This window comes from Runella limosa DSM 17973 (assembly GCF_000482465.1).
Classification (GTDB): domain Bacteria; phylum Bacteroidota; class Bacteroidia; order Cytophagales; family Spirosomataceae; genus Runella; species Runella limosa.
Genome location: NZ_KI519420.1, coordinates 458,574 through 480,062 on the forward strand (window position 1 = coordinate 458,574; position 21,489 = coordinate 480,062).

Annotated in this window: 14 protein-coding genes; 7 read left to right on the forward strand and 7 right to left on the reverse strand. The window is 45.9% G+C overall.

Annotated elements, in window-relative coordinates:
- Positions 1–14 precede the first annotated feature (14 nt).
- Genes K339_RS0111865 through K339_RS0111875 form a run of 3 tightly spaced genes read right to left on the reverse strand, consistent with a single transcriptional unit; the run spans position 15 to position 2,366 of the window.
- Complete coding sequence (locus K339_RS0111865) at positions 15–1,694, reverse strand: GH39 family glycosyl hydrolase (RefSeq protein WP_028523768.1); 1,680 nt, start codon at positions 1,692–1,694, stop codon at positions 15–17.
- Positions 1,695–1,704: 10 nt separating this feature from the next.
- The gene (locus K339_RS0111870) at positions 1,705–2,118 is read right to left on the reverse strand and encodes a type II toxin-antitoxin system VapC family toxin (protein ID WP_028523769.1); all 414 of its coding nucleotides are present in this window, start codon (positions 2,116–2,118) and stop codon (positions 1,705–1,707) included.
- Entirely contained in the window at positions 2,115–2,366 is a 252-nt protein-coding gene (locus K339_RS0111875; protein ID WP_028523770.1) for a hypothetical protein, read from the reverse strand. The genes K339_RS0111870 and K339_RS0111875 overlap by 4 nt, the downstream gene beginning before the upstream one ends.
- 239 nt (positions 2,367–2,605) lie before the next feature.
- On the opposite strand from K339_RS0111875, the gene gcvP reads away from it, so the two are divergent.
- The 4 genes from gcvP to K339_RS37875 all read left to right on the forward strand — a co-directional run bounded on the left by gcvP (position 2,606) and on the right by K339_RS37875 (position 10,724).
- On the forward strand, positions 2,606–5,539 hold the full coding sequence (gcvP, locus tag K339_RS0111885; RefSeq protein ID WP_028523771.1) for an aminomethyl-transferring glycine dehydrogenase: 2,934 nt from the start codon (positions 2,606–2,608) through the stop codon (positions 5,537–5,539).
- A gap of 174 nt (positions 5,540–5,713) precedes the next feature.
- On the forward strand, positions 5,714–6,673 hold the full coding sequence (locus K339_RS0111890) for a fasciclin domain-containing protein (protein ID WP_028523772.1): 960 nt from the start codon (positions 5,714–5,716) through the stop codon (positions 6,671–6,673).
- Positions 6,674–6,782: 109 nt separating this feature from the next.
- Positions 6,783–7,199, forward strand: coding sequence for a CBS domain-containing protein (locus K339_RS0111895; protein ID WP_028523773.1), 417 nt, complete (start codon positions 6,783–6,785; stop codon positions 7,197–7,199).
- 147 nt (positions 7,200–7,346) lie between these two features.
- Positions 7,347–10,724 carry a DUF559 domain-containing protein gene (locus K339_RS37875; protein ID WP_157607568.1) on the forward strand — a complete coding sequence of 1,126 codons (3,378 nt, stop codon included), beginning with the start codon at positions 7,347–7,349 and terminating at the stop codon, positions 10,722–10,724.
- 6 nt (positions 10,725–10,730) lie between these two features.
- On the opposite strand, the gene K339_RS0111905 is transcribed toward K339_RS37875, so the two are convergent.
- Positions 10,731–11,516 carry a hypothetical protein gene (locus tag K339_RS0111905; RefSeq protein WP_028523774.1) on the reverse strand — a complete coding sequence of 262 codons (786 nt, stop codon included), beginning with the start codon at positions 11,514–11,516 and terminating at the stop codon, positions 10,731–10,733.
- Positions 11,517–11,543: 27 nt separating this feature from the next.
- Positions 11,544–12,695, reverse strand: a complete 1,152-nt coding sequence (locus K339_RS35920) for a ribonuclease D (protein WP_051397971.1) — start codon at positions 12,693–12,695, stop codon at positions 11,544–11,546.
- A gap of 164 nt (positions 12,696–12,859) precedes the next feature.
- Here K339_RS35920 and clpB point away from each other — a divergent pair, with 164 nt between their 5' ends.
- Positions 12,860–15,490 carry an ATP-dependent chaperone ClpB gene (gene clpB / locus K339_RS0111915; protein WP_028523775.1) on the forward strand — a complete coding sequence of 877 codons (2,631 nt, stop codon included), beginning with the start codon at positions 12,860–12,862 and terminating at the stop codon, positions 15,488–15,490.
- Between the two features lie 40 nt (positions 15,491–15,530).
- On the opposite strand, the gene K339_RS33515 is transcribed toward clpB, so the two are convergent.
- Together K339_RS33515 and K339_RS0111925 are read right to left on the reverse strand one after the other, a co-directional pair.
- Entirely contained in the window at positions 15,531–16,415 is an 885-nt protein-coding gene (locus K339_RS33515; RefSeq protein ID WP_084332193.1) for a lipoprotein signal peptidase, read from the reverse strand.
- 56 nt (positions 16,416–16,471) lie between these two features.
- Positions 16,472–17,680 (reverse strand): proline dehydrogenase family protein, encoded by a 1,209-nt coding sequence (locus K339_RS0111925; RefSeq protein ID WP_028523776.1) that lies wholly within the window; start codon positions 17,678–17,680, stop codon positions 16,472–16,474.
- A 169-nt stretch (positions 17,681–17,849) separates the two neighbouring features.
- Between K339_RS0111925 and K339_RS0111930 the strand changes: the two genes are divergently transcribed.
- Both K339_RS0111930 and K339_RS0111935 read left to right on the forward strand, forming a co-directional pair.
- Positions 17,850–18,947 carry a chorismate mutase gene (locus K339_RS0111930; protein ID WP_028523777.1) on the forward strand — a complete coding sequence of 366 codons (1,098 nt, stop codon included), beginning with the start codon at positions 17,850–17,852 and terminating at the stop codon, positions 18,945–18,947.
- Positions 18,948–19,113: 166 nt separating this feature from the next.
- Positions 19,114–21,480, forward strand: coding sequence for a M1 family metallopeptidase (locus tag K339_RS0111935; RefSeq protein WP_028523778.1), 2,367 nt, complete (start codon positions 19,114–19,116; stop codon positions 21,478–21,480).
- Positions 21,481–21,489 lie beyond the last annotated feature (9 nt).

Consider the following 21,489-nt stretch of genomic DNA (forward strand, 5'->3'; position numbering starts at 1 on the left):
AATAGCTCTAATCATTACCACTCCAAGGTTATCAACCCTACTCCTTGACGCTCTAAGGAAGTAGTGACTACGAGTTGATTATTTTGAACGGTTTGGATTTTAGACGCTCCTAGCTGTACCAACTGTCCCGCTTTCTCAAGCTCTTTTATTTGTTCGGAAGTAGGGTTGGTGGGAGAACCCATTTTTTTCCATACTTCATAGCTATTACTGTGTTGACTGTCGATGCGGTATTGGGTGATTTTTACCTTTTTGGCTGGAAGATGCTCAAACGTTAACTGCACCGAAGAAGCAGCGGAGGGAACGTCATCGTCGTGGTAATTCCAGAAAAGTACGGTGGCTTTACGATGGTCTTTGGCTGCCAAACCACCGATGTCAGGAGTAGTTTTTCGAATACTTGAATCTCGCACCGTGAGGGTCGGATACATCAAATTTCCACTGACTTCGATACGCTTACCGCTCATTTTACCAAACATCCGAAATACGTTCAGCACGGGTTTGTCCACGCCGTTGGTGGCCAAATCGCGGAAACCATAGAACCAAGGTTGGTCTTCAAATTCAAATGACCACGATACCGCTCCTTTGAAATTGACCTGATGGAGGTCGGCCAAGGCGTATTTTCGGGCAAACGATGCGGCCGTGTAGCTTGAGTACATCGTGCCGTTGCGGTAGGCGTTTTGCGGGTCAGTTTTCATACCGCAGGCTGCGCAGCCTTCAGGGTCAGATTCCCCGATGACGATGGGTAAGTGTTTTAATTCGGGAAAAGAGGCGACTATCTGGAAACCCGTTGAAATATCGTGCAGCTGCGTACCCATGTTCATCTGAACGTGGCCGTTGACGACTTTAGGCGCTCCTTTGGCGTGGAAGGCTACAAAATCAAGGGGAGTGCCAATTTTTCCTGTTACATAATTGGTATCAGAAACACAGTGCTTCAAGAATTTTTTCAGAAAGTCACCGCCACGACGCCCTGCGGGGCCAGTGACGTGCGGGCCGCCGATTTTGGCCGTGGGCAATGCACGCCGAACGGCATCGACCGAGTAATCGTACAATTTGCAATATTCCTGCACCGTACCGCCCCAATAGGGACTATCGGGTTCGTTCCACAGTTCCCAATACCAGCTTTCTACTTCTTTTTTACCGTACCTTTCTACCGAATGTTTGACCCATTGATAGACCAATTCGGCCCATTTTGAGTAGTCTTTAGGAGGGTGTGTCCAACCTGTGTAAATGGAATTGTAAGGCTGCCCAGGCGACCAGTGGTGGCGATAGGGCTGTGGTTTTGAAGAAAGTGCCTCAGGCATAAATCCGATTTGAGCCATTGGTTTCATGCCACGCTCAACGTACGTATCGAATATTTTGTCCACAATTGTCCAGTCATAGACAGGATTTCCTTGCGTATCTTCGGTGTAAGCATTGGTAGAACCCCACTTGAGTGCGGGAGTGCCGTCGCCCGTTGTGAGTAGGTTGTGAGCGCGTACATACACAGGCACAGGACTAAGGGCTGAAATCTCAGACAGCAGCTTTTTGCCGTCTTTCATGTACGTATAATTGGGCTCATCGTACCCAAACCAAGCCCACGCAGGTTGCATGGGGCCAATTTCTTTGTTGAGGTCGATTTGCAAAGTAGCATTTTGCGAAAAGGCTATTGGGCCGTATAAAAGCAGAATGACTATCGAAATATAAAAAAGTCTTTTCATAAAAATACGATTAAGGAGCAATCCAGTTTTCCAACTGAATACCTTCCAGATTCTCAAAATCTTTTGTGTTTCTTGTTACAAGTGTTAGACCATGAACAATGGCGGTTGCGCCAATTAGTAAGTCAAACTCGCCTACGGGCTTACCAATACGCCTGACATTCGCCTTTTGTTTGGCATATTCGTGAAGCACATTACTAATTGATAGGATTCGGTTTGAAAAAAGAAGGCTGAGATTATCAAAACGTTTTATATTTTCTGAGCGTCTTGTAGGTGCACTGTTCTCTATTCCAAACAGCAGTTCAGCCATGGTAATTTCTGAAAGGAAACACGAAGTAGTCCCGACTTTGGCAATTTTTTCTTTAATGCCGTACTCATTTTTAAGAAGGTGAACACAAATGTTTGTATCAAGTAGAAATGTGCTCATAGGTTTATTTCACGAGAATTGTCATAACGAGAGGTACGAATCATCCTGTTTAATTCATTGCCTGTTTCTTCACCTTTCCAACTTCCCGCAACGAGTTCTAACAGTTTCAGTTGTTCAGCCTCACTCAAGTCAGCGGTCTCTGTGTGGACTTCTTTGGTGGGAAGACCGAGGCGTTGAGCTAATCCTTTGAGTAAAGCAAAATCATTGGCACTTTGCGTTTCTATGGTGATGATATGGGTTATGCTCATTGCTGTTGTATTTTAAACGGACGAATGAATCAAAAGTATCAAAAACTAATAACCAATACAAACGACGATGAGCCCCTCAACAAAAAAATTAGAGCAACTACAAAAATCCTTGTTCCACTCCCAAAACATAAACTTTATCCCCTGGTTTTTGTTTTTCCAAGAAAAAGGCGCAGCAAAGACCCTTTTTTTTGACTAATTTTGCGAAATCTTACACACAATAGACCGCTCTGATAAATCGGATGAAAATCAGTCTTCACCAACAAGAATCCTTTGAGCGCCGTCACCACGGCCAACGTCCCGAAGAGTTACAAGAAATGCTACAAACCATCGGAGTAAGTACCGTCGATGAGTTGATTGAGCAAACCGTTCCTGCCGCTATTCGTTTAGCAAGACCGCTAGAGTTGCCCGCTCCTAAGTCGGAGTTTGAGTACCTCAACGACTTGAAAAAAGTAGCACGCCTCAACCGCATTTACCAGTCTTACATTGGTACAGGTTACTACGATACGATTGTCCCGAATGTCATCTTGCGTAACATCTTGGAAAATCCTGCATGGTACACGGCCTATACGCCGTATCAGGCTGAGATTGCGCAGGGCCGATTGGAGATGTTGTTGAATTTCCAAACAGCGGTGATTGATTTGACGGGAATGGAGATTGCCAACGCGTCGCTTTTGGACGAGGCAACGGCCGCAGCAGAAGCGATGACAATGCTTCATAGCTTGCGTACAGGAGCCAAAAAGAAAGCGGAGACGTTTTTTGTGTCGGATCGTTGCCACCCACAAACCATTGATTTGATTTATACGCGTGCTACTCCGTTGGAAATCAATGTAGTAGTAGGCGACCATTCTAAGGTGGATTTGACTGACCCTACCATTTTTGGGGTGTTGGTTCAATATCCTGCCACCGACGGAGAGGTCATTGATTATACTGATTTTATTGTCGCTGCCCACGAACTGAGCGTTTTTGTAGCAGTCGCTGCTGATTTGTTAAGCCTTACGTTGTTGAAAGCCCCAGGCGAAATGGGCGCAGACGTAGTAGTCGGTTCGGCACAACGTTTTGGCGTTCCGATGGGATACGGTGGGCCACATGCGGCATTTTTCGCCACAAAAGATGCTTACAAACGTCAGATTCCTGGCCGTATCATTGGAGTATCGGTAGATACGGAAGGAAATCGTGCCTTGCGTATGGCGCTCCAAACGCGTGAGCAGCACATTCGCCGAGAAAAAGCTACCTCAAATATCTGTACTGCCCAAGTACTACTTTCGGTGATGGCTGCTGCTTATGCAGTTTATCACGGGCCAGAAGGTTTAAAAAGCATTGCTTCAAAAATCCAAGGCTTAACGAAAGCATTTGCCGATGCTATTTCAGAAATGGGTTACGAAGTAACGACGCAAAATTACTTCGATACGGTGACGGTCAATGTTCGTAATGCAGAGCAGCTTGAAGAAGAGTCTCGTAAGCGTGGTATCAATTTGCGTTTCAACGCTAATGGTTCGGTAGGAGTATCGTTTGACGAAGCGAAAACATTTGCCAACTTGATTGAATTGTTGGATTTGTTTGCAACGGCATCGGGTGAAGGTATCGAAATGAGCATCCCTGATGAAGTAGAGGTATCGTTACCTGCTAATTTGACTCGTCAGTCGGCCTACTTGACGCATCCCGTATTCAGCAACTATCATACGGAGCACGACATGCTTCGCTACTTGAAGTCGTTGGAAAACAAAGATTTATCGTTGGTTCACTCGATGATTTCGTTGGGAAGCTGTACGATGAAACTCAACGCTACGGCCGAAATGATTCCAGTGACTTGGCCAGAGTTTGGTAAAATGCACCCATTTGCTCCTACGTTCCAAACGGAAGGGTATCAGCTGTTGTTCAAGCACTTAAACGATTGGTTGTGCGAAATCACAGGTTTTGCCGCCATGTCGCTTCAGCCAAACTCGGGAGCGCAAGGTGAATACGCTGGTTTATTGACGATTCGTGCCTATCACGAAGCGCGCGGAGAAAGTCACCGCAACGTGGCCTTGATTCCGTCGTCGGCGCACGGTACCAATCCAGCTTCAGCGGTAATGGCAGGGATGAAGGTCGTCGTGACGAAGTGTGACGAGCGCGGAAACATTGACGTAGAAGACTTAAAAGCGAAAGCCGAACAATACAGCAACGAACTCTCGTGTTTGATGGTGACGTATCCGTCAACCCACGGGGTGTTTGAGGAAAGCATTATTGATATTTGTTCACTTATCCACAGTCACGGTGGACAAGTGTATATGGATGGTGCAAACATGAACGCCCAAGTAGGGCTTACGAGTCCTGCGACCATTGGAGCGGATGTTTGTCACCTCAATTTGCACAAAACATTCTGTATCCCTCACGGTGGTGGTGGACCAGGGATGGGGCCTATCGGCGTAGCAGCACACTTAGTGCCGCATTTGCCAGGGCATGTTAATAGCCCCCTAACCGCAGCGGCGGATCGCCCCAATGGGGGAATTAACAACCCCCTCATTGGAGACAAGAGGGCTGGAGCCGTTTCTGCCGCGCCTTACGGCTCGGCAAGCATTCTGACTATTTCGCACGCTTACATCGCTATGATGGGAGGCGAAGGATTGACGAATGCGACCAAAATGGCCATCACAAACGCCAACTACATCAAGCAACGCTTGTCGGCTGAAGGGCAATTTGAAATTTTGTACACGGGAACTAACGGACGTTGTGCTCACGAAATGATTGTGGACTGTCGCCCGTTTAAAGCAGCTGGTATTGAGGCCGAAGACCTCGCTAAGCGTTTGATGGATTATGGTTTTCACTCACCAACCTTGTCGTTCCCAGTAGCAGGTACGTTGATGATTGAGCCAACCGAATCAGAATCAAAAGCCGAATTAGACCGTTTCTGCGACGCACTGTTGAGCATCCGTGCCGAAATCCGTGAAGTGGAAGAAGGCGTGGCCGACAAAGCAAATAACGTGTTGAAAAATGCCCCACATACGGTTCGCACCGCGTTGACCGAAAACTGGGATCGCCCTTACAGTCGCGAGAAAGCAGTTTTTCCATTGCCTCATTTGCGTTTCAATAAGTTTTGGCCAAGTGTAAGCCGTATTGATTCGGCTTACGGAGACCGTAACTTGGTTTGTGCGTGTATTCCAGTGGAAGAATATGCACAAGCAGAGGCGCAATAATAAATTCATAAGTTATTGAAAAATAAGGCTTTCGGTTTATTCGAAAGCCTTATTTTTTTTATTGAGCATATTTTTGTTTAATTTTTTTTAGTAAAAGTTAAACAATTTGCCTTGCACAAAAAGTTATATGGGTGTTTTTAAACAATTATCTACACTTATAAACTTTTTAAAACCATGAACATCTATTGGAAAACGCTCAAAACAGCTTCATTGGCATTGACAGTTTTAGTAAGTAGCCTCTTTCTAGTGAGCTGTGAGAAAGACGAACCCACTTCAAACACCATTACAGATGTAGTTCTTCAAAACAATGACTTCACAATTTTAAGAGCGGCGGTGACTCGCGCTGGACTAGCGGATGCGTTGCGGGGAGGTGCCCTAACGGTTTTTGCGCCCAATGATGCAGCCTTTACCGCGTCAGGTCTCGACCTCGCTACGGTGAACAGCCTAGACGTAAATACACTTAAAGCGGTATTGCAGTACCACGTATTGGCAACAAAAAATCTTTCTACCGACCTTCCAACGGCAAGTAACACGGAAGTAACAACCTTGAGTGGAGCGAAAGCCTACGTTACCAAAGGTACTGCTGGGGTGTCTATCAACGGCGCTAGAGTGATTGCGGCCGACGTAGCTGCTGACAACGGGGTCATTCACGTTATCAATCGCGTATTGTTACCGCCAGCGGGTAATCTTCTCCAAGTTGCTCAAGGAAATACAAACTTTACGTTTTTGGTAGCGGCGCTTAACAAAGTGATTCAAGCAAACCCAGCAGTGGGAGCAACGGTTACGGCGGTCTTGACTGGTAGCTCACCGTACACAGTATTTGCTCCTACAAACGCAGCATTTCAAGCCACACCTTTTAACAGCATAGAAGCGATTAATGCCGCTAGTGGCGCAACTTTAACCACTTTGACTAACGTATTGCTTGCTCACGTCGTGGCTGGCCGAGTATTTTCTACCAATCTTGTAGCAGGCACAGTTGCTTCGGCAGGTCAAGCTCCACTTACTGTGACATTGGGCTCGACAGTGCAGGTACGTGGCGCTGGCAACGGAACAAACAATGCCACCGTGACTTCGGCCGATGTGGTAGCAACCAATGGCGTAATTCACGTCATCGACCGTGTGATACTACCGTAAGCGATTTTTCGGAAACATGATTAAAAGCAGTGTAAAACGGTAGCATTGGTCATAAAGGTTCTGCCAGAAAGAGGGTACTATTGGGCATCACAATCAATCAATCCTCCCAATGAAAAGAAGAGAACCAATTTCGCACATTATGACCAAAAACGTGGCTACTGTTCAAGTTTCTGACGATTTGCATGATGTTATTGACTTAGTAAAGAAAAACCACATTCGACACGTTCCAGTTTTGGAAGGACACGACGTGGTGGGAATCATTAGCAGTACCGATATTAATCGTTTGACCTTCAGTTCTTTGTTTGAAAACCAAGAAGGTGCCGATGAAGCCATTTTGGAGATGTTGAGTATTTCACAAGTAATGACCCAAAAACCTCGTACGGTAGAGGCAGCTTTGAGTATTAAAGAAGTGGCAGAAATTCTAGCTTCGGAAGAATACCACGCCTTGCCCGTTATCGAAAATGGCCAACTCGTTGGAATTGTGACCACTACGGATGTTATTAAGTACTTATTGGAACAATACTAGCAGTCAATAAAACATTCTTTCAATCGGAGCGGTTTGTCAAGAGACAAATTGCTCCGATTTTTTGTTATAACCCCAAAACTCACCTCAGCGATTGTTAGTATATCGGAGCCGTTTTCCCTATTTTTGTGAGTTTTGCAAACCAGCCCAATGAATCAAACTACAAGTAATCCGACTGATTTATCTCCTGATTTTGAAGGACTAGACCCCAAGAAATTTATCCTTATCAAAGGTGCAAGAGTCAATAACCTCAAAAATATTGATGTTGCCATTCCACGAAACAAACTCGTAGTTGTGACGGGCGTATCGGGCTCAGGAAAGTCTTCCTTAGCTTTTGATACACTCTTTGCCGAAGGCCAACGCATGTACGTCGAAAGCTTGAGCAGCTACGCCCGTCAGTTTTTGGGAAGAATGGAAAAACCCGAAGTGGACTACATCAAGGGAATCTCGCCTGCGGTCGCCATTGAACAAAAAGTCAATACACGGAATCCACGCTCAACGGTGGGCACTACCACCGAAATCTACGATTATTTGAAATTGCTTTTTGCCCGAATTGGAGTAACTCATTCGCCCGTTTCGGGGGAAGTGGTTCGTAAAGATACCGTTACCGACGTGGTCAATTACCTCATGGGCCACGAGGAAGGGACGCGGGCAATGGTTTTGGCACCGCTTATCATCAAAGAAAATCGTACGCTCGAACAAGAATTAACCATTCTACTTTCCAAAGGCTACACGCGAATCGTGGTCAATGACGAAACACGTTCGATAGAGGAGCTATTGGAGGAAGGTAATGTTGAGGGAGTTTTGGAGGGAACGGAGTTATTTATTTTGGTGGATCGAGCAGCCATTAAGCACGAGGATGAAGATACACTATTCCGTCTTTCGGATTCGGTGCAAACGGCCTTTTTTGAAGGAGAAGGGCTGTGTTGGATAAAAGTCGTCGGTGGCGAAAAACGTTCGTTTTCTGATAAGTTTGAATTGGATGGGCTAAAATTTGAAGAGCCGAGCGTCAACCTCTTTAGCTTTAATAATCCTTATGGGGCTTGCAAGCGCTGCGAAGGTTTTGGAAAAGTACTGGGCTTAGACCCCGAACTGGTTATCCCCGACAAAAACCTTTCGGTATTTGAAGGAGCAATTGCCCCCTGGCGCTCCGAAAAAATGAGCGAATGGCAGGCTCCTTTGTTGCGTCACGGCATCCGTTTTGATTTCCCGATTCACCGTGCTTATAAAGATTTGACCGAAGAACAAAAAACATTACTCTGGACGGGAAATAGCTATTTTGAAGGTCTAACGGCTTTTTTCGACCATTTAGAATCGCAAACCCACAAAGTGCAGTACCGCGTGATGCTATCGAGGTATCGCGGGCGAACAAACTGCCCCGAATGTCGGGGCTCACGCTTGCGTCAAGATGCTAGTTACGTCAAAATAAATGGTACATCTATCACCGATTTGGTTTTGATGCCGATTTCGGAAGTACTGCAATTTTTCAAAAAACTAACCATTCCCGATTTCCAGTATGGCGTAGCCAAACGAATTTTGATTGAAATTGAAAACCGTTTGGAATATATGAATCGGGTAGGATTGGGGTATTTGACCCTCAATCGCCTCACCAACTCACTTTCGGGGGGTGAATTTCAACGGATTAAGTTGGCGACTTCGCTGGGGAGTGCATTGGTGGGTTCGATGTACATTTTGGATGAACCAAGCATTGGTCTTCACCCCCGTGATACCCGAAAGTTGGTAAGTGTGCTGGAGTCATTGCGCGATATGGGAAATACAGTGATTGTGGTCGAGCACGAAGAAGAAGTCATGCGCGCCGCCGACCAAATCATCGACATCGGCCCAGATGCAGGAAATTTGGGCGGAGAAGTGGTTTGGCAGGGAAGTTGGGAGGAGATTCTCAACCCCACCCCTAACCCCTCCCCTGTTAGGGAGGGGGATGGTCTTTCTGATAATCCTTCTTATGGACGTCCGTTTTATCATAGTTCTCCAGAAACATGGAAGTCAATAAAAGAGGACGTTCGTCAAAATCGTAAAAATCCAACGAGGGCTGAGGAGACACTCTGGGAGTATTTACGAAAAGAGCAATTAGGTGTTAAATTTCGTCGCCAGCATTCCATTGAAAAATATATTGCTGATTTTGTTTGTCTTGAGAAACAGCTTATTATCGAATTAGATGGTGAAGTGCACAATCAACAGGTAGATTATGATGTTATTCGTACAAAGCACCTTCAAGAATTAGGATTTAAAGTGATACGCTTTCAAAATGAAGAAGTTTTTGAGAGTATAGAAAAGGTTTTAAGCAAAATCAGAGAGGAATTAAGTAGTTCAAGTACTAATTCAGTTTTAAAAGAGCAAAAAGATGTTTTTCAAGAGAATGAAGGAAAGGATATCACAACCCCTCCCTTACAGGGGAGGGGCAGGGGTGGGGTTGTATCCCACACCATCGACTTCCTCACAGGCCGCGACAAAGTGCCCGTCCCCACCTTCCGACGGAAAGCGACGCATTGGTTGGAGTTGACGGGAGCCAAAGAAAATAACCTGAAAGACGTGGACGTGAAATTTCCGTTAGGAACGCTCACGGTGGTAACGGGGGTGTCGGGTTCGGGGAAATCTACGTTGATTCGGAAGATTTTATTCCCCGCCTTGGCTCGCGTAAAAGGAGAGTACAACGAAGATGCAGGCAAATACGCCAACCTGACGGGAAGCGTTGAGCGCATTGACAACCTAGAAATGGTGGACCAGAATCCGATTGGAAAATCCTCTCGTTCCAATCCCGTTACGTACATCAAAGCCTATGACTACATTCGCCAAATGATGAGTGATGTGCCTTTGGCCAAAGCGCGGGGGTATAAGCCATCCCATTTTTCATTTAACGTGGAAGGTGGGCGCTGCGAAACGTGCCAAGGCGAAGGCCAAGTAAAAATTGAAATGCAGTTCATGGCCGATATTTACCTTAAATGTGAAGGCTGTAGCGGAAAGCGTTTCAAACAAGAAGTACTCGATGTCCGTTATCAACGTCCCGATGGAAACTCGGCCGATATTTCGGATATTTTAAATATGACGATTGACGAAGCCATTGATTTCTTCCAGCAAGAAGAACCTAAATTGGCCGAACGTCTTCAACCTTTGAAAGATGTGGGGCTTGGTTACATCAAGTTGGGACAATCGTCCAATACCTTATCAGGAGGCGAAGCGCAGCGGGTGAAATTGGCCTTCTTCTTGAGTAAATCCAATCCAAATCAAGGGCGTTCATTGTTTATTTTTGACGAACCTACCACGGGACTCCATTTTCACGACATTCAAAAATTGTTAAAATCCATCAATGCGCTGGTTAATCAGGGAGATACGGTGATTGTCATTGAGCACAACGTCGAAGTGATTAAATCGGCCGATTGGATTATTGATTTGGGGCCTGAAGGGGGCGATAAAGGCGGCTACATTACGTTTGCGGGTACGCCCGAGAGTATGCTGGCGCTGGAAAATAACTACACGGCTGAGTTTTTGAAGCTGAAAATGAATCCATAAAACGGGTTAGGGCTGTTTATTAGCTTCTAATTGCTGATAAACGTCTTGAAAGTCACGCCCTTCACGAAGGTGCTTGATGAGAACGGGGATGGCAGGTTGTCCTGCGGCGGCCAGCCAACGAGACACTTCCATTCCCGAAGTCATGTAGGCCAACATAACACGGCCTTCGGGACCCGTAAAAAATCCACGCATTGAGCTAATTTCGGTAAGCGCGAGGGTTACTTGCCCACCGCTCGAAATATAATCACATTCATCTTTGTAATCTAAGTAGCGCTGGGCGGGAGGTTTATTTTCTACAAAACGATAATCAACCATCAAGGCAAGCCCTTCGTTGAACCACTGCGGAATTTGTTGGGTGGTTTTCCACCAACCGAGCCGTGTAAAAAGTTCATCGTGACACATTTCGTGCGCGATGACATCGGTATTGATACCGTCCAAATTGAGTACCACATAAGAAGCTCCCCACGGTGTTCCGATACTACAGCCCGCTCCTTCGTCGCTGTGGCAATATTTCGCATATTCTTGCGGGTCGTAGCAAACAATGATTGTCGGTTTCCCTTGTCGGCCGCCCCAAAAGCTGTGGATTCGTTTTTCTGCCTCAGCCACTACTTTTTGGGCGTATTGGTGATGTTTGGCAGAGGATTTGGGACTGACGTAGAAGTGAGCGTTGAGTGCTTTAAAATCAGAAAAACTGACCCATTGGCAATGCCAAACCTGCGGAAACAAGACAAAATAACTGATAAGGCCAGCCGCCAGTCCCCCAATAATCCAGAATAAGTATCGCTTGAGCATATTAGACGTGGTTAGGGAGACAGGCTGTTAGCCAAAAGCGGAAATATCAATCGAAAGTGCCGAAGCAGCCTCTCGGATGATGGTTTGCTGAAACGGCGGGCCAATGTCGGTCAGTTTTAATTCTCCCCCAATAAGGGTACTAATGACCTCATTACTGAGAATGTAAGGAACAAAAAGCGACCCGTATTTTTCTTCAATCCAACGCTTCATGGGAAGAAAAGTGCCTTCACGCAGGGCATTACTTCGGGTGGCTCGTTGCTGCATTTCGGCAAATTCTTGCGGGCTGGGTTTTACCCTTTCGTGCAAAAGTTGGCGCTTCGTTCCCTCGGTTTTGGCTTGGTGAATAACTTGTTTGAGTTGGTCCACTGCCCAAGGTGTTTGCATACGAGGATTTAATCCTTTTAACTGTAGCCAGTTGGTGAGCGTTGTTGGGTCAATGAGGATTTGGTGTACTTGAGCATCGGTAAGTATTTGGTAAGTTGGCTTTCCAAAACGGCGCGCTTGCTCATCGCGAAAACGATATAATTCACTTAAAATATGTTGGTCAAACGGGCTAAAATCGCGCTGTTCTTTGGGGCTCAAAAACGTATTACGTGTTTTGGGAACGTAGCTTTTATTTTCCAAAAATGCCATACTTTGTTGAAACCACTCCCAGCGTCCTTGCTGCTGAAGGCGTTCCGTTAATTTGTCGCGAAGTTCAAGGAGATAAATGACATCATTGGCCGCGTAGTCAAGCTGCATATCGGAGAGCGGGCGTTTCAGCCAATTGCTCTGCTGCTTTTTCTTGCTCGACTCAATACCCAACACTTCGCCCAACACACTTGCCAAACCAATTTTTTCAAAACAAAGCAGCTTCGTGGCTACACTGGTATCGAAGATATTACGGGGAGAGCATCCGTGAAGATAAAGCAGACGAAAATCCTCGCCACTGTCGTGGATTACTTTTTCGACCGCTGGGTTTTCAATCACGCGCCATAGCGCCGACAAGTCTTTTACCTCAAAGGGATCAATCAAATAACACGCATCGGAGGTAGCTACTTGAAACAAACAAAGGGTAAAGCCATAGGCATAATGATTGTTATCAAATTCAGTATCAATCGCTATGGCTGGGAAGTGGTTTAATCGCTCTACGACACGCTCAAACTCCGCCTGTGTATGAATAAAAATGGGACTCGACATAGTGCCAAAATTACGAATAAATCCGCCATTTTGTCTATAATTTTTGATTTAACGGGCAAAATGATGCCAAAATTTCCGCTTTTTTGCATCGGCACGACAATTGATAAATCATTGTCAACAAACCAATTAACCAACAGCAGAACCCGTGCACAAGCACCGAAGCCATGAACTTTAATCAATATACCATCAAAGCCCAAGAAGTTGTTCAACACGCTGTGCAAATTGCCCAGGGCAAGCAGCAGCAAGTTGTTGAAACGGGACACATTCTAAAAGCGATTTTGGAAGAAGATCCCAACACGTCGCAGTTTTTAGCCAAAAAGCTGAATGTCGCACTCCCAAATGTCAATACACGACTTGAAACTATCATCAACGGTTATCCGCGCGTAGCAGGCTCGGCCAATACCGAATATCTTAGCAATGACCTCAACGCCACGTTCCAAAAGGCCCAAAGCTATCTAAAAGAATTTAATGACGAATATGTAAGCGTAGAACTCCTCCTAGTGGGCTTATCGGCGGGCAAAGACAGCACCGCCCAGCTGATGAAAGAGGTGGGATTGAAAGAAAAAGAATTAGTAGCAGCTATCAAAGAATTAAGAGGGAAGAATAATCCAGTGAAAGACCAAAATGCCGAAGCAAAGTACCGTTCGTTGGAACGATACAGCAAAAACTTAAACCAATTGGCACGCTCGGGCAAGATTGACCCCGTGATTGGGCGCGACGACGAAATCCGTCGGGTGCTTCAAATCTTGGCGCGTCGTACCAAAAACAACCCCATGCTTTTGGGTGAACCAGGAGTAGGGAAAACGGCCATCGTAGAGGGTTTAGCGCAGCGCATTGTGCAAGGCGACGTGCCCGAGCAGTTGAAAGAAAAAGAAATTGTATCGCTCGACATGGGTTTACTCATCGCGGGTGCCAAATACAAAGGCGAATTTGAAGAGCGTTTGAAGGCGGTAATCAAAGAAGTGACCGACTCTGAAGGTCAAATTATTTTATTCATTGACGAAATCCATACGCTCATCGGGGCGGGGGCGGGCGGTGAGGGCGCGATGGACGCTGCCAACTTACTCAAGCCTGCCCTCGCGCGGGGCGAACTCCATACCATCGGGGCTACTACCATCAAAGAGTACCAAAAGTACATCGAGAAAGACAAAGCGCTGGAGCGCCGTTTTCAGGTAGTGACCGTCGATGAACCCAACGAGGCTGATGCGATTAGTATCTTGCGGGGTATCAAAGACAAATACGAACTCCACCACGGCGTTCGGATTCAGGACGATGCGGTCATTGCGGCCGTTGAGTTGTCGAGTCGCTATATTTCTGACCGTTTTTTGCCCGACAAAGCCATTGACCTAATGGACGAAGCGGCGGCGAAGTTGCGCTTAGAAATGGATTCGGTTCCCGAAGAACTCGACGATTTGAACCGCCGTATCATGCAGTTAGAGATTGAGCGCGAGGCGATTCGACGGGAGAATGACAAAGAAAAAGAAGCTAGACTTAACAAAGAGTTGGCGGATTTGAACGAAGAACGTAACGAATTTAAGGCGCAGTGGGAGTTAGAAAAAGGAAAAATTAGCGAACTCCGCGCGTTGAAAGAGCAACTAGAGCAGCTACGCCTTGAAGCCGAACAAGCCGAAAGAACGGGAGATTATGGAAAAGTAGCGGAACTTCGTTACGGTAAAATTCCAGAAATCGAAAAACGGTTAGGAGAAAGCGGGCAACAGTCGATTAGCGGAGAGCAGTTGATTCAGGAGGAAGTAACGGCCGAAAATATTGCGGAAGTAGTCGCTAAATGGACGGGTATTCCCGTGAGTAAAATGCTGCAAAGTGAGCGTGAAAAGTTGCTCAACTTGGAATCCGAACTTCAAAAACGAGTAGCGGGTCAGGAGGAAGCCATTGAAGCGGTAGCCGATGCGGTACGTCGTTCGAGAGCAGGTTTGCAAGACCCCAAACGCCCGATTGGTAGTTTTCTATTCCTTGGGCCAACGGGAGTTGGTAAAACAGAATTAGCCAAAACGCTGGCGAATTACTTGTTTAACGACGACAATGCCATGGTGCGCATCGACATGAGCGAATACCAAGAGCGCCACGCTGTAAGTCGTTTGGTGGGAGCGCCTCCAGGCTACGTGGGTTACGATGAAGGCGGACAATTGACGGAAGCCGTACGTCGTAAACCTTACAGCGTGATTTTGTTGGACGAAATCGAAAAAGCGCACCCCGACGTTTGGAATGTGATGTTGCAGGTATTGGACGATGGACGTTTGACCGATAATAAAGGTCGTTTGGCTAACTTCAAAAACACCATCATCATCATGACGTCGAACATCGGCAGCGACATCATCATGGAGAAGTTTAAAGAAGCGGGCAATAAGATTGAGAAAGGCTGGAAGCTATACTTCAAAGAAGAAGCCAAAAACGATGTTTTAGGTTTGTTAAAACAGTCGGTAAGACCAGAGTTTTTGAACCGTATCGATGAAATTGTGCTCTTTGACCCACTTGGCCGCGATAATTTGAAACAAATCGTTCGGATTCAGTTCAATCACATCAAAGACTTATTGGCCGAACAAGGAGTAACTTTAGATGCTACCGACGAAGCTTTGGTGAAACTTTCAGAAGAAGGTTATGACCCCGCGTTTGGTGCGAGACCCCTCAAAAGAGTCTTGCAGCGTCGAATCTTGAATGAGTTATCAAAGCAGATTCTCTCGGGTAAAATCCAGAAAGATGCGGTCATTATGATGGAACTGAATGAAGAAGGAGAAGTCGCTTTTGAGAATATTTCGGAAGCAAAAATAGAGGCGTAAGGAAGAGGCGAAAAGAAAAAGGGGCTGCAAAGCCCCTTTTTTATGCGTTAGTGTCTTTAGAACTCGTGTCAGGTACTTCTGAAAGAGGAGATGCTGCGGGCGGTATGATTTCTTCGATTGGTTCAGAAGAGGGCGTGCTGGGAGCTTCCGCCACTTCGTTGTTATGTTCAACTACACTACTTTCGAGTAATGTATGTTCGTTGGCCTCCGTAGGGGCTTCTGAAGCGACAATAATGTCGTCGTCAGAGGTAGTAGTTGTTTCATTTTCAGTAAGTTGCTCTATTTTCACTGACTCCGTTGTTTCATCGCTTTCGGCTACTTCTTCGGGGTCATCCAAGCGCGGGAAAAAGGTGCCTTGAAAAATAAGGATGATACACACCCCAACGAAAATACAAGCGTCGGCAAAGTTGAAAATCGGCGTTGTGTAGTATTGGCCACCCCACACAGGTACCCATTCAGGTACAAAACCTTCCCAAAAATCAACAAAAACCATGTCGATTACCTGTCCGTGAAACCAAGGAGTAGGAGAGCCGTAAGGCGCATTGCCGATTAAAACCCCGTAAAAAATACTGTCAATGAGGTTGCCGATGGCTCCCGCTAAAATCATGGCCATTGCCCAAAGCAATCCGCTGGTTGCTCCGCGTACTGAGAGCCGAACGATGTACCAAGCGATAAACACCATTGCCCCCAAACGGAAAGTAGTCAAAAACAACTTGCCATACTCGTGGTCAATCTGCATTCCGAAGGCCATGCCTGGGTTGGTGACATAGTACAGCTTGAACCAATCGCCAATGAGACGGACTTGACCTGCAAAACCAGGAGCCATGTAATGGTGGACGAGCAACTTAGACGCTTGATCTACCGCAATCAGTAGAAGGGCAAACAAAAAAAACTTTAGTGGGTTCTTGGCGGTATGACTCGTCATTCAGCTATCAATTATCTAGTGTAACCTGTGTTGGGCAAATGGGTTGCGCCTGCAATTTACTGAGAAATACGTTGTTGATGACGTCTTTCTACTTCACGTTTTATTAATAAATATTCACGACTGCTTTGGCCAGCTATCGACTTGTTTTCTTCGGCGCGGCGAAATAAGTAAGGCATGACCGTTTCTACGGGGCCATAAGGTACGTATTTGGCGACGTTATAGCCTGCATTGGCCAAATTGTAAGAAATATTGTCGCTCATGCCTAGGAGTTGTGCAAACCAAACGTGCGGGTCGTTGTGCGGAATATGGAGTTTTTCCATCGCTTCGATGCAAAGTTGGCAACTATGTTCGTTGTGCGTTCCCAAACAAATTGAAATAACGTCGCGGTTTTCAAGGCAAAATTCAAGGGCTTTGTTATAGTCGCGGTCGGTGTCTTCTTTGGTGGCGTGGATAGGATCTTGGTACTCATTTTCGTATGCACGCAGACGTTCTTTTTCAAAGTACGCACCTCTTACGAGTTTTACCCCCAACAGATAACCCGCTGCTTTGGCTTCGCGCGTGGCTTTTTTGAGGTTTTCAAGCATATCGTGGCGATACATCTGAAATGTATTGTAAACGATGGGGGTCTGCGTGTTGTATTTTTTCATACCGTCGTAGGCCAGTTGGTCAATGACATTTTGAATCCAACTTTCTTCGGCATCCACAAAAATCTTAACGTTCAACTCGGCCGCTTTCTTGCACAAAGCATCCACGCGTTGTTTAATGCGTTCAAAAGCTTGTTGTTCTGAGGAATTAAGCTCTTCTCCCGCCTGAATTTTTTCCATAAGTGGGGTTGAACCAACGCCAGTTACCTTGAAAACTGAAAACGGAATGGCTTTGTTATTTGCTGCTTTTTCGATAGTTAGCGAAATTTCGTTAGCAGTTTTGTCAAAACTCTTTTCATCGTCTTCTCCCTCGACAGAGTAGTCTAAAATTGTGCCGACGTTCGATTTTGCCAAATATTGTATTGTTTTTTCGCATTCTTTAATATCTTCTCCACCACAAAATTGGTTGAATAAAGTAGTTTTTATGAGACCCTTCACGGGCAATCTCAACAAAAGAGAGAGTTTTATAAAAAAAGTTCCTAATTTTACAAGCCAAACCTGATTCATCATCGAGAATAACCAATAGGTTTTCTTGAGCTGGCCATTAGACTTGGACGAAAATGCGACCGAAGTGTCATCAAATGAAACACCCGTTTTGGGCGATGCAACACTTAAAGGCATAGTAGTAGTGTTTTGTTGATAAATGAAATTGTACGTTCCGAATCGTCGGATTTTCAGGGGATTATCCCCATGACGCGGCGGACTGTCAAAACGGTTGCAAAATTACGAAGATTTAATCGCTTTCAAATTGTTACTATAGATTGTTGTACTAATTAATTTTTTCTCAGTTATGGGTGCCACCTTAGACATTTTACCAATGAGCTCGTGGGTTGATACGGGAGGGAAGCCGCTCGTTATCGCAGGACCATGTAGTGCCGAAACAGAAGACCAAGTACGTGATACCGTTCGTCAAATCAAAGCAGAAGGATATGCCAACGTAATCAGAGCGGGGGTTTGGAAACCTCGTACGCGTCCGGGCAGCTTTGAAGGAATGGGCGAAGCAGCGTTGCCTTGGTTGGTAGATGCTAAAAAAGAAACTGGATTGCCTATTGCCGTTGAAGTAGCAACGCCTCAGCACATTGAGCTTGCTCTTAAATACGGCGTCGATATTTTATGGGTAGGTGCTCGTACCACCGTGAACCCATTCAACGTACAAGACTTGGCCGATGCGCTTCAAGGAGTTGACGTACCTGTGCTTATCAAAAACCCAGTAAACCCTGACCTAGCGTTGTGGATTGGTGCGTTTGAGCGTATCAACCGTGCTGGTATCAAGAAATTGGGTGCGATTCACCGTGGTTTCTCGAATGCGCAAGAAACAAAATACCGCAACTCACCAATGTGGAACATCGCCATCGAACTCAAAACCATGTTCCCTGAGCTTCCGATGATTGGTGACCCAAGCCACATGGCAGGTAAGCGCGCGTATTTGTTTGAGTTGGCACAACGTGCTTTGGACTTAAACTACGATGGTTTGATTATTGAGTCTCACCGTGACCCAGACAAAGCGTGGTCGGATGCTTCTCAGCAATTGACGCCGCACGCATTGGGCGAAATGTTGCACGAATTACACGTTCGTAAAGCAGAGTACGGAACAGATTACCAAAGCCAATTGGATACGCTTCGTAGCAAATTGGATAACCTTGACCGCGAATTGCTCGAAGCTTTGGGTACGCGTATGTCATTGGTAGAACAACTTGGCGAATACAAGCGTGATAACAACGTAGCCGTTCTTCAAATGGATCGTTGGAGACAGCTTCGTAAAAGCCGCGCTGATTTGGGAAAACAACTCAATTTGTACCCAGATTTCGTAGAAGAGTTGTTTGAATTGATTCACATGGCTTCTATCCGTAAGCAAACTGAAGTAATGAACAACGAACCTGCTGCTTAATACAGTCGGTAAATCGTATATTTAGAAGCCTCTTCCCAAACAGGAAGGGGCTTTTTTGTGCCAAAATAAAATGATTCATCGGCAAATCTGCGTGTTAAGTAGCATTACCTTCGGCTTTAACCCCCTTTTTTGTATTTTTGAATGAAAACCAATTCTTAAATTTCTCATGAGAAAAATTTCCTTCATCATCTCACTATTTTATGCAGGGCTGACGTGGGCGCAAGCACCCACCATGCCCAACTACCACGCCAATGACCGTTTTGAACAATTGGGTACGGCTCTTCCTACGCCTAATACTTACCGAACGGCTTCGGGTGCGCCTGGAAAAGATTATTGGCAGCAACGCGCCGATTATGACATCAAGGTGGAACTGGACGAGGCCAATAACAAAATCATTGGTACCGAAACCATTACGTATTTTAATCAGTCGCCCGATGCGCTGCCTTACGTGTGGATTCAGCTTGACCAAAATTTGTTTGCCAAAAATTCTCCTGGACCCATTACAAGAACGGGCGATTTGGGAAATCAAACAACGATGACGAGTCTTTCGACCATTACCGATATGAATTATTCAAATGCGGATTATGGTTATAATATTCAGGCAGTTAAAGATGCAAAAACGGGAAAGCCGCTTCGCTATACCATCAACCAAACGATGATGCGGATTGATTTGCCCCAGCCTATTTTACCAAAACAAACGTATTCTTTTTCGATTGACTGGAATTACCGAATCGTAGAAGTTGCCAAAGGGGGGCGCCGAACGGGTTTTGAGGTGTTCAAAGATGGTAATAACGTCTATGAAATTGCACAGTTTTATCCTCGCTTGTGCGTTTATGACGACGTAACGGGCTGGCAGCATAAGCAATATTACAGCCAAGGTGAGTTTGCGCTGAACTTTGGTAACTTTAAATTGGCCATTACTGTACCCGATGACCACGTTTTGGGAGCAACGGGCGAGTTGCAAAATGCGGCTCAAGTACTGACACCTACGCAATTGAAAAACTTTGAAAAAGCCAAAACTTCGGAGAAAGTGGTGGTGATTTCGTCGCAAGAAGAGCGTGAGAAAGCCGAAAAAGGAAAACCTTCGGGCAAAAAAACGTGGATTTTCAAAGCCGATAATGTACGTGATGTAGCCTTTGCGACGTCCAGAAAGTACATTTGGGACGGAAAAATGCAGGAAGTAGCGGGAAAAAAAGTACTGTGCATGTCGTTTTATCCCAAAGAAGGAAATCCACTTTGGGGCAAATATTCGACCGAAGTCGTGGCGCATACCGTCAAAACCTATTCAAAATTCTCGGTGGACTACCCGTATCCCGTCGCCATTTCGTGCCACGGCCCCATCGGTGGGATGGAGTATCCGATGCTTTCTTTTAATGGCGGCCGTCCTGAAGCCGATGGCACGTATTCGGAAGCAACGAAATATGGAATGATTGGGGTAATTATTCACGAAGTAGGCCACAACTTTTTCCCAATGATTATCAACAACGACGAACGTCAGTGGATGTGGATGGACGAAGGTTTGAACACTTTTATGCAGTATTTGACCGAAAAAGAGTGGGACAAAGACTACCCAACGCGCCGTGGTGAGCCTCAAATGATTGTGGATTACATGAAGCAAGATCCCAAAAATTTGGTGCCGATTATGACCATGTCCGACAACCTCATCAACGCAGGGGCAAGTGCGTACGCAAAGCCAGCGACGGCCCTCAACATTTTGCGCGAAACCGTGATGGGACGTGAATTGTTTGATTATGCGTTCAAAGAGTACAGCCGTCGTTGGGCGTTTAAGTCACCAACGCCTGCGGACTTGTTCCGTACTTTGGAAGATGCGTCGGGTGTGGACTTGGATTGGTTTTGGAAAGGTTGGTTTTACGGCGTAGAGCCCGTTGACCAAGATTTGGTAGAAGTAGAATGGTTTGCCTTAGACACGCAAAACCCAGACATCACGAAAGCAAACGCTAAAAAAGAAGCCGAAGACAAACGCAATACGGTAGCGCGCCAGCGCGATAAGGATTTCATCAAAGAGTCGGTGGTGGAGAAAAACCCTGACATGAAGGATTTCTACAACTCGTATGACCCTTACAAAGTAACCGACGCTGACAAGAAGAAATACGAAACGTATTTGGCAAGTTTGACGCCCGACGAACGTAAGTTGGTCGAATCAGGTTTGAATTTTTACACGTTGAAAGTGAAAAACAAAGGAGGTTTGCCGATGCCCGTGATTGTGAAGATGCAATTTGAAGACGGTACGGATTCGGTAGCGCGCTTCCCAGCGGAGATTTGGCGTTTGAACGACCAACAAGTATCAAAAGTGATCACCACTAAGAAGAAAGTGGTTCAGTGGACATTGGATCCATTCCGTGAGATTGCCGATATCGACGAAGAGAGCAACAGCTTCCCGCGTCAGCCTACGAAACCAACGCGTTTCCAATTGTTCAAAGGCGGTGGTTTCCAACGCGGTACCAACCCAATGCGCGAAGCCCAACAAGCACAGCAACCCAAAGCAGGGCAGCAGGGCGGGGCTAAGAATTAGTGTTTTTTA

Excerpts from the sequence above, each read along its gene's own strand:
- K339_RS0111865 (WP_028523768.1), bottom strand. The coding sequence starts at position 1,694 with ATGAAAAGACTTTTTTATATTTCGATAGTCATTCTGCTTTTATACGGC.
- K339_RS0111870 (WP_028523769.1), bottom strand. The coding sequence starts at position 2,118 with ATGAGCACATTTCTACTTGATACAAACATTTGTGTTCACCTTCTTAAA.
- K339_RS0111875 (WP_028523770.1), bottom strand. The coding sequence starts at position 2,366 with ATGAGCATAACCCATATCATCACCATAGAAACGCAAAGTGCCAATGAT.
- gcvP (WP_028523771.1), top strand. The coding sequence starts at position 2,606 with ATGAAAATCAGTCTTCACCAACAAGAATCCTTTGAGCGCCGTCACCAC.
- K339_RS0111890 (WP_028523772.1), top strand. The coding sequence starts at position 5,714 with ATGAACATCTATTGGAAAACGCTCAAAACAGCTTCATTGGCATTGACA.
- K339_RS0111895 (WP_028523773.1), top strand. The coding sequence starts at position 6,783 with ATGAAAAGAAGAGAACCAATTTCGCACATTATGACCAAAAACGTGGCT.
- K339_RS37875 (WP_157607568.1), top strand. The coding sequence starts at position 7,347 with ATGAATCAAACTACAAGTAATCCGACTGATTTATCTCCTGATTTTGAA.
- K339_RS0111905 (WP_028523774.1), bottom strand. The coding sequence starts at position 11,516 with ATGCTCAAGCGATACTTATTCTGGATTATTGGGGGACTGGCGGCTGGC.
- K339_RS35920 (WP_051397971.1), bottom strand. The coding sequence starts at position 12,695 with ATGTCGAGTCCCATTTTTATTCATACACAGGCGGAGTTTGAGCGTGTC.
- clpB (WP_028523775.1), top strand. The coding sequence starts at position 12,860 with ATGAACTTTAATCAATATACCATCAAAGCCCAAGAAGTTGTTCAACAC.
- K339_RS33515 (WP_084332193.1), bottom strand. The coding sequence starts at position 16,415 with ATGACGAGTCATACCGCCAAGAACCCACTAAAGTTTTTTTTGTTTGCC.
- K339_RS0111925 (WP_028523776.1), bottom strand. The coding sequence starts at position 17,680 with ATGCCTTTAAGTGTTGCATCGCCCAAAACGGGTGTTTCATTTGATGAC.
- K339_RS0111930 (WP_028523777.1), top strand. The coding sequence starts at position 17,850 with ATGGGTGCCACCTTAGACATTTTACCAATGAGCTCGTGGGTTGATACG.
- K339_RS0111935 (WP_028523778.1), top strand. The coding sequence starts at position 19,114 with ATGAGAAAAATTTCCTTCATCATCTCACTATTTTATGCAGGGCTGACG.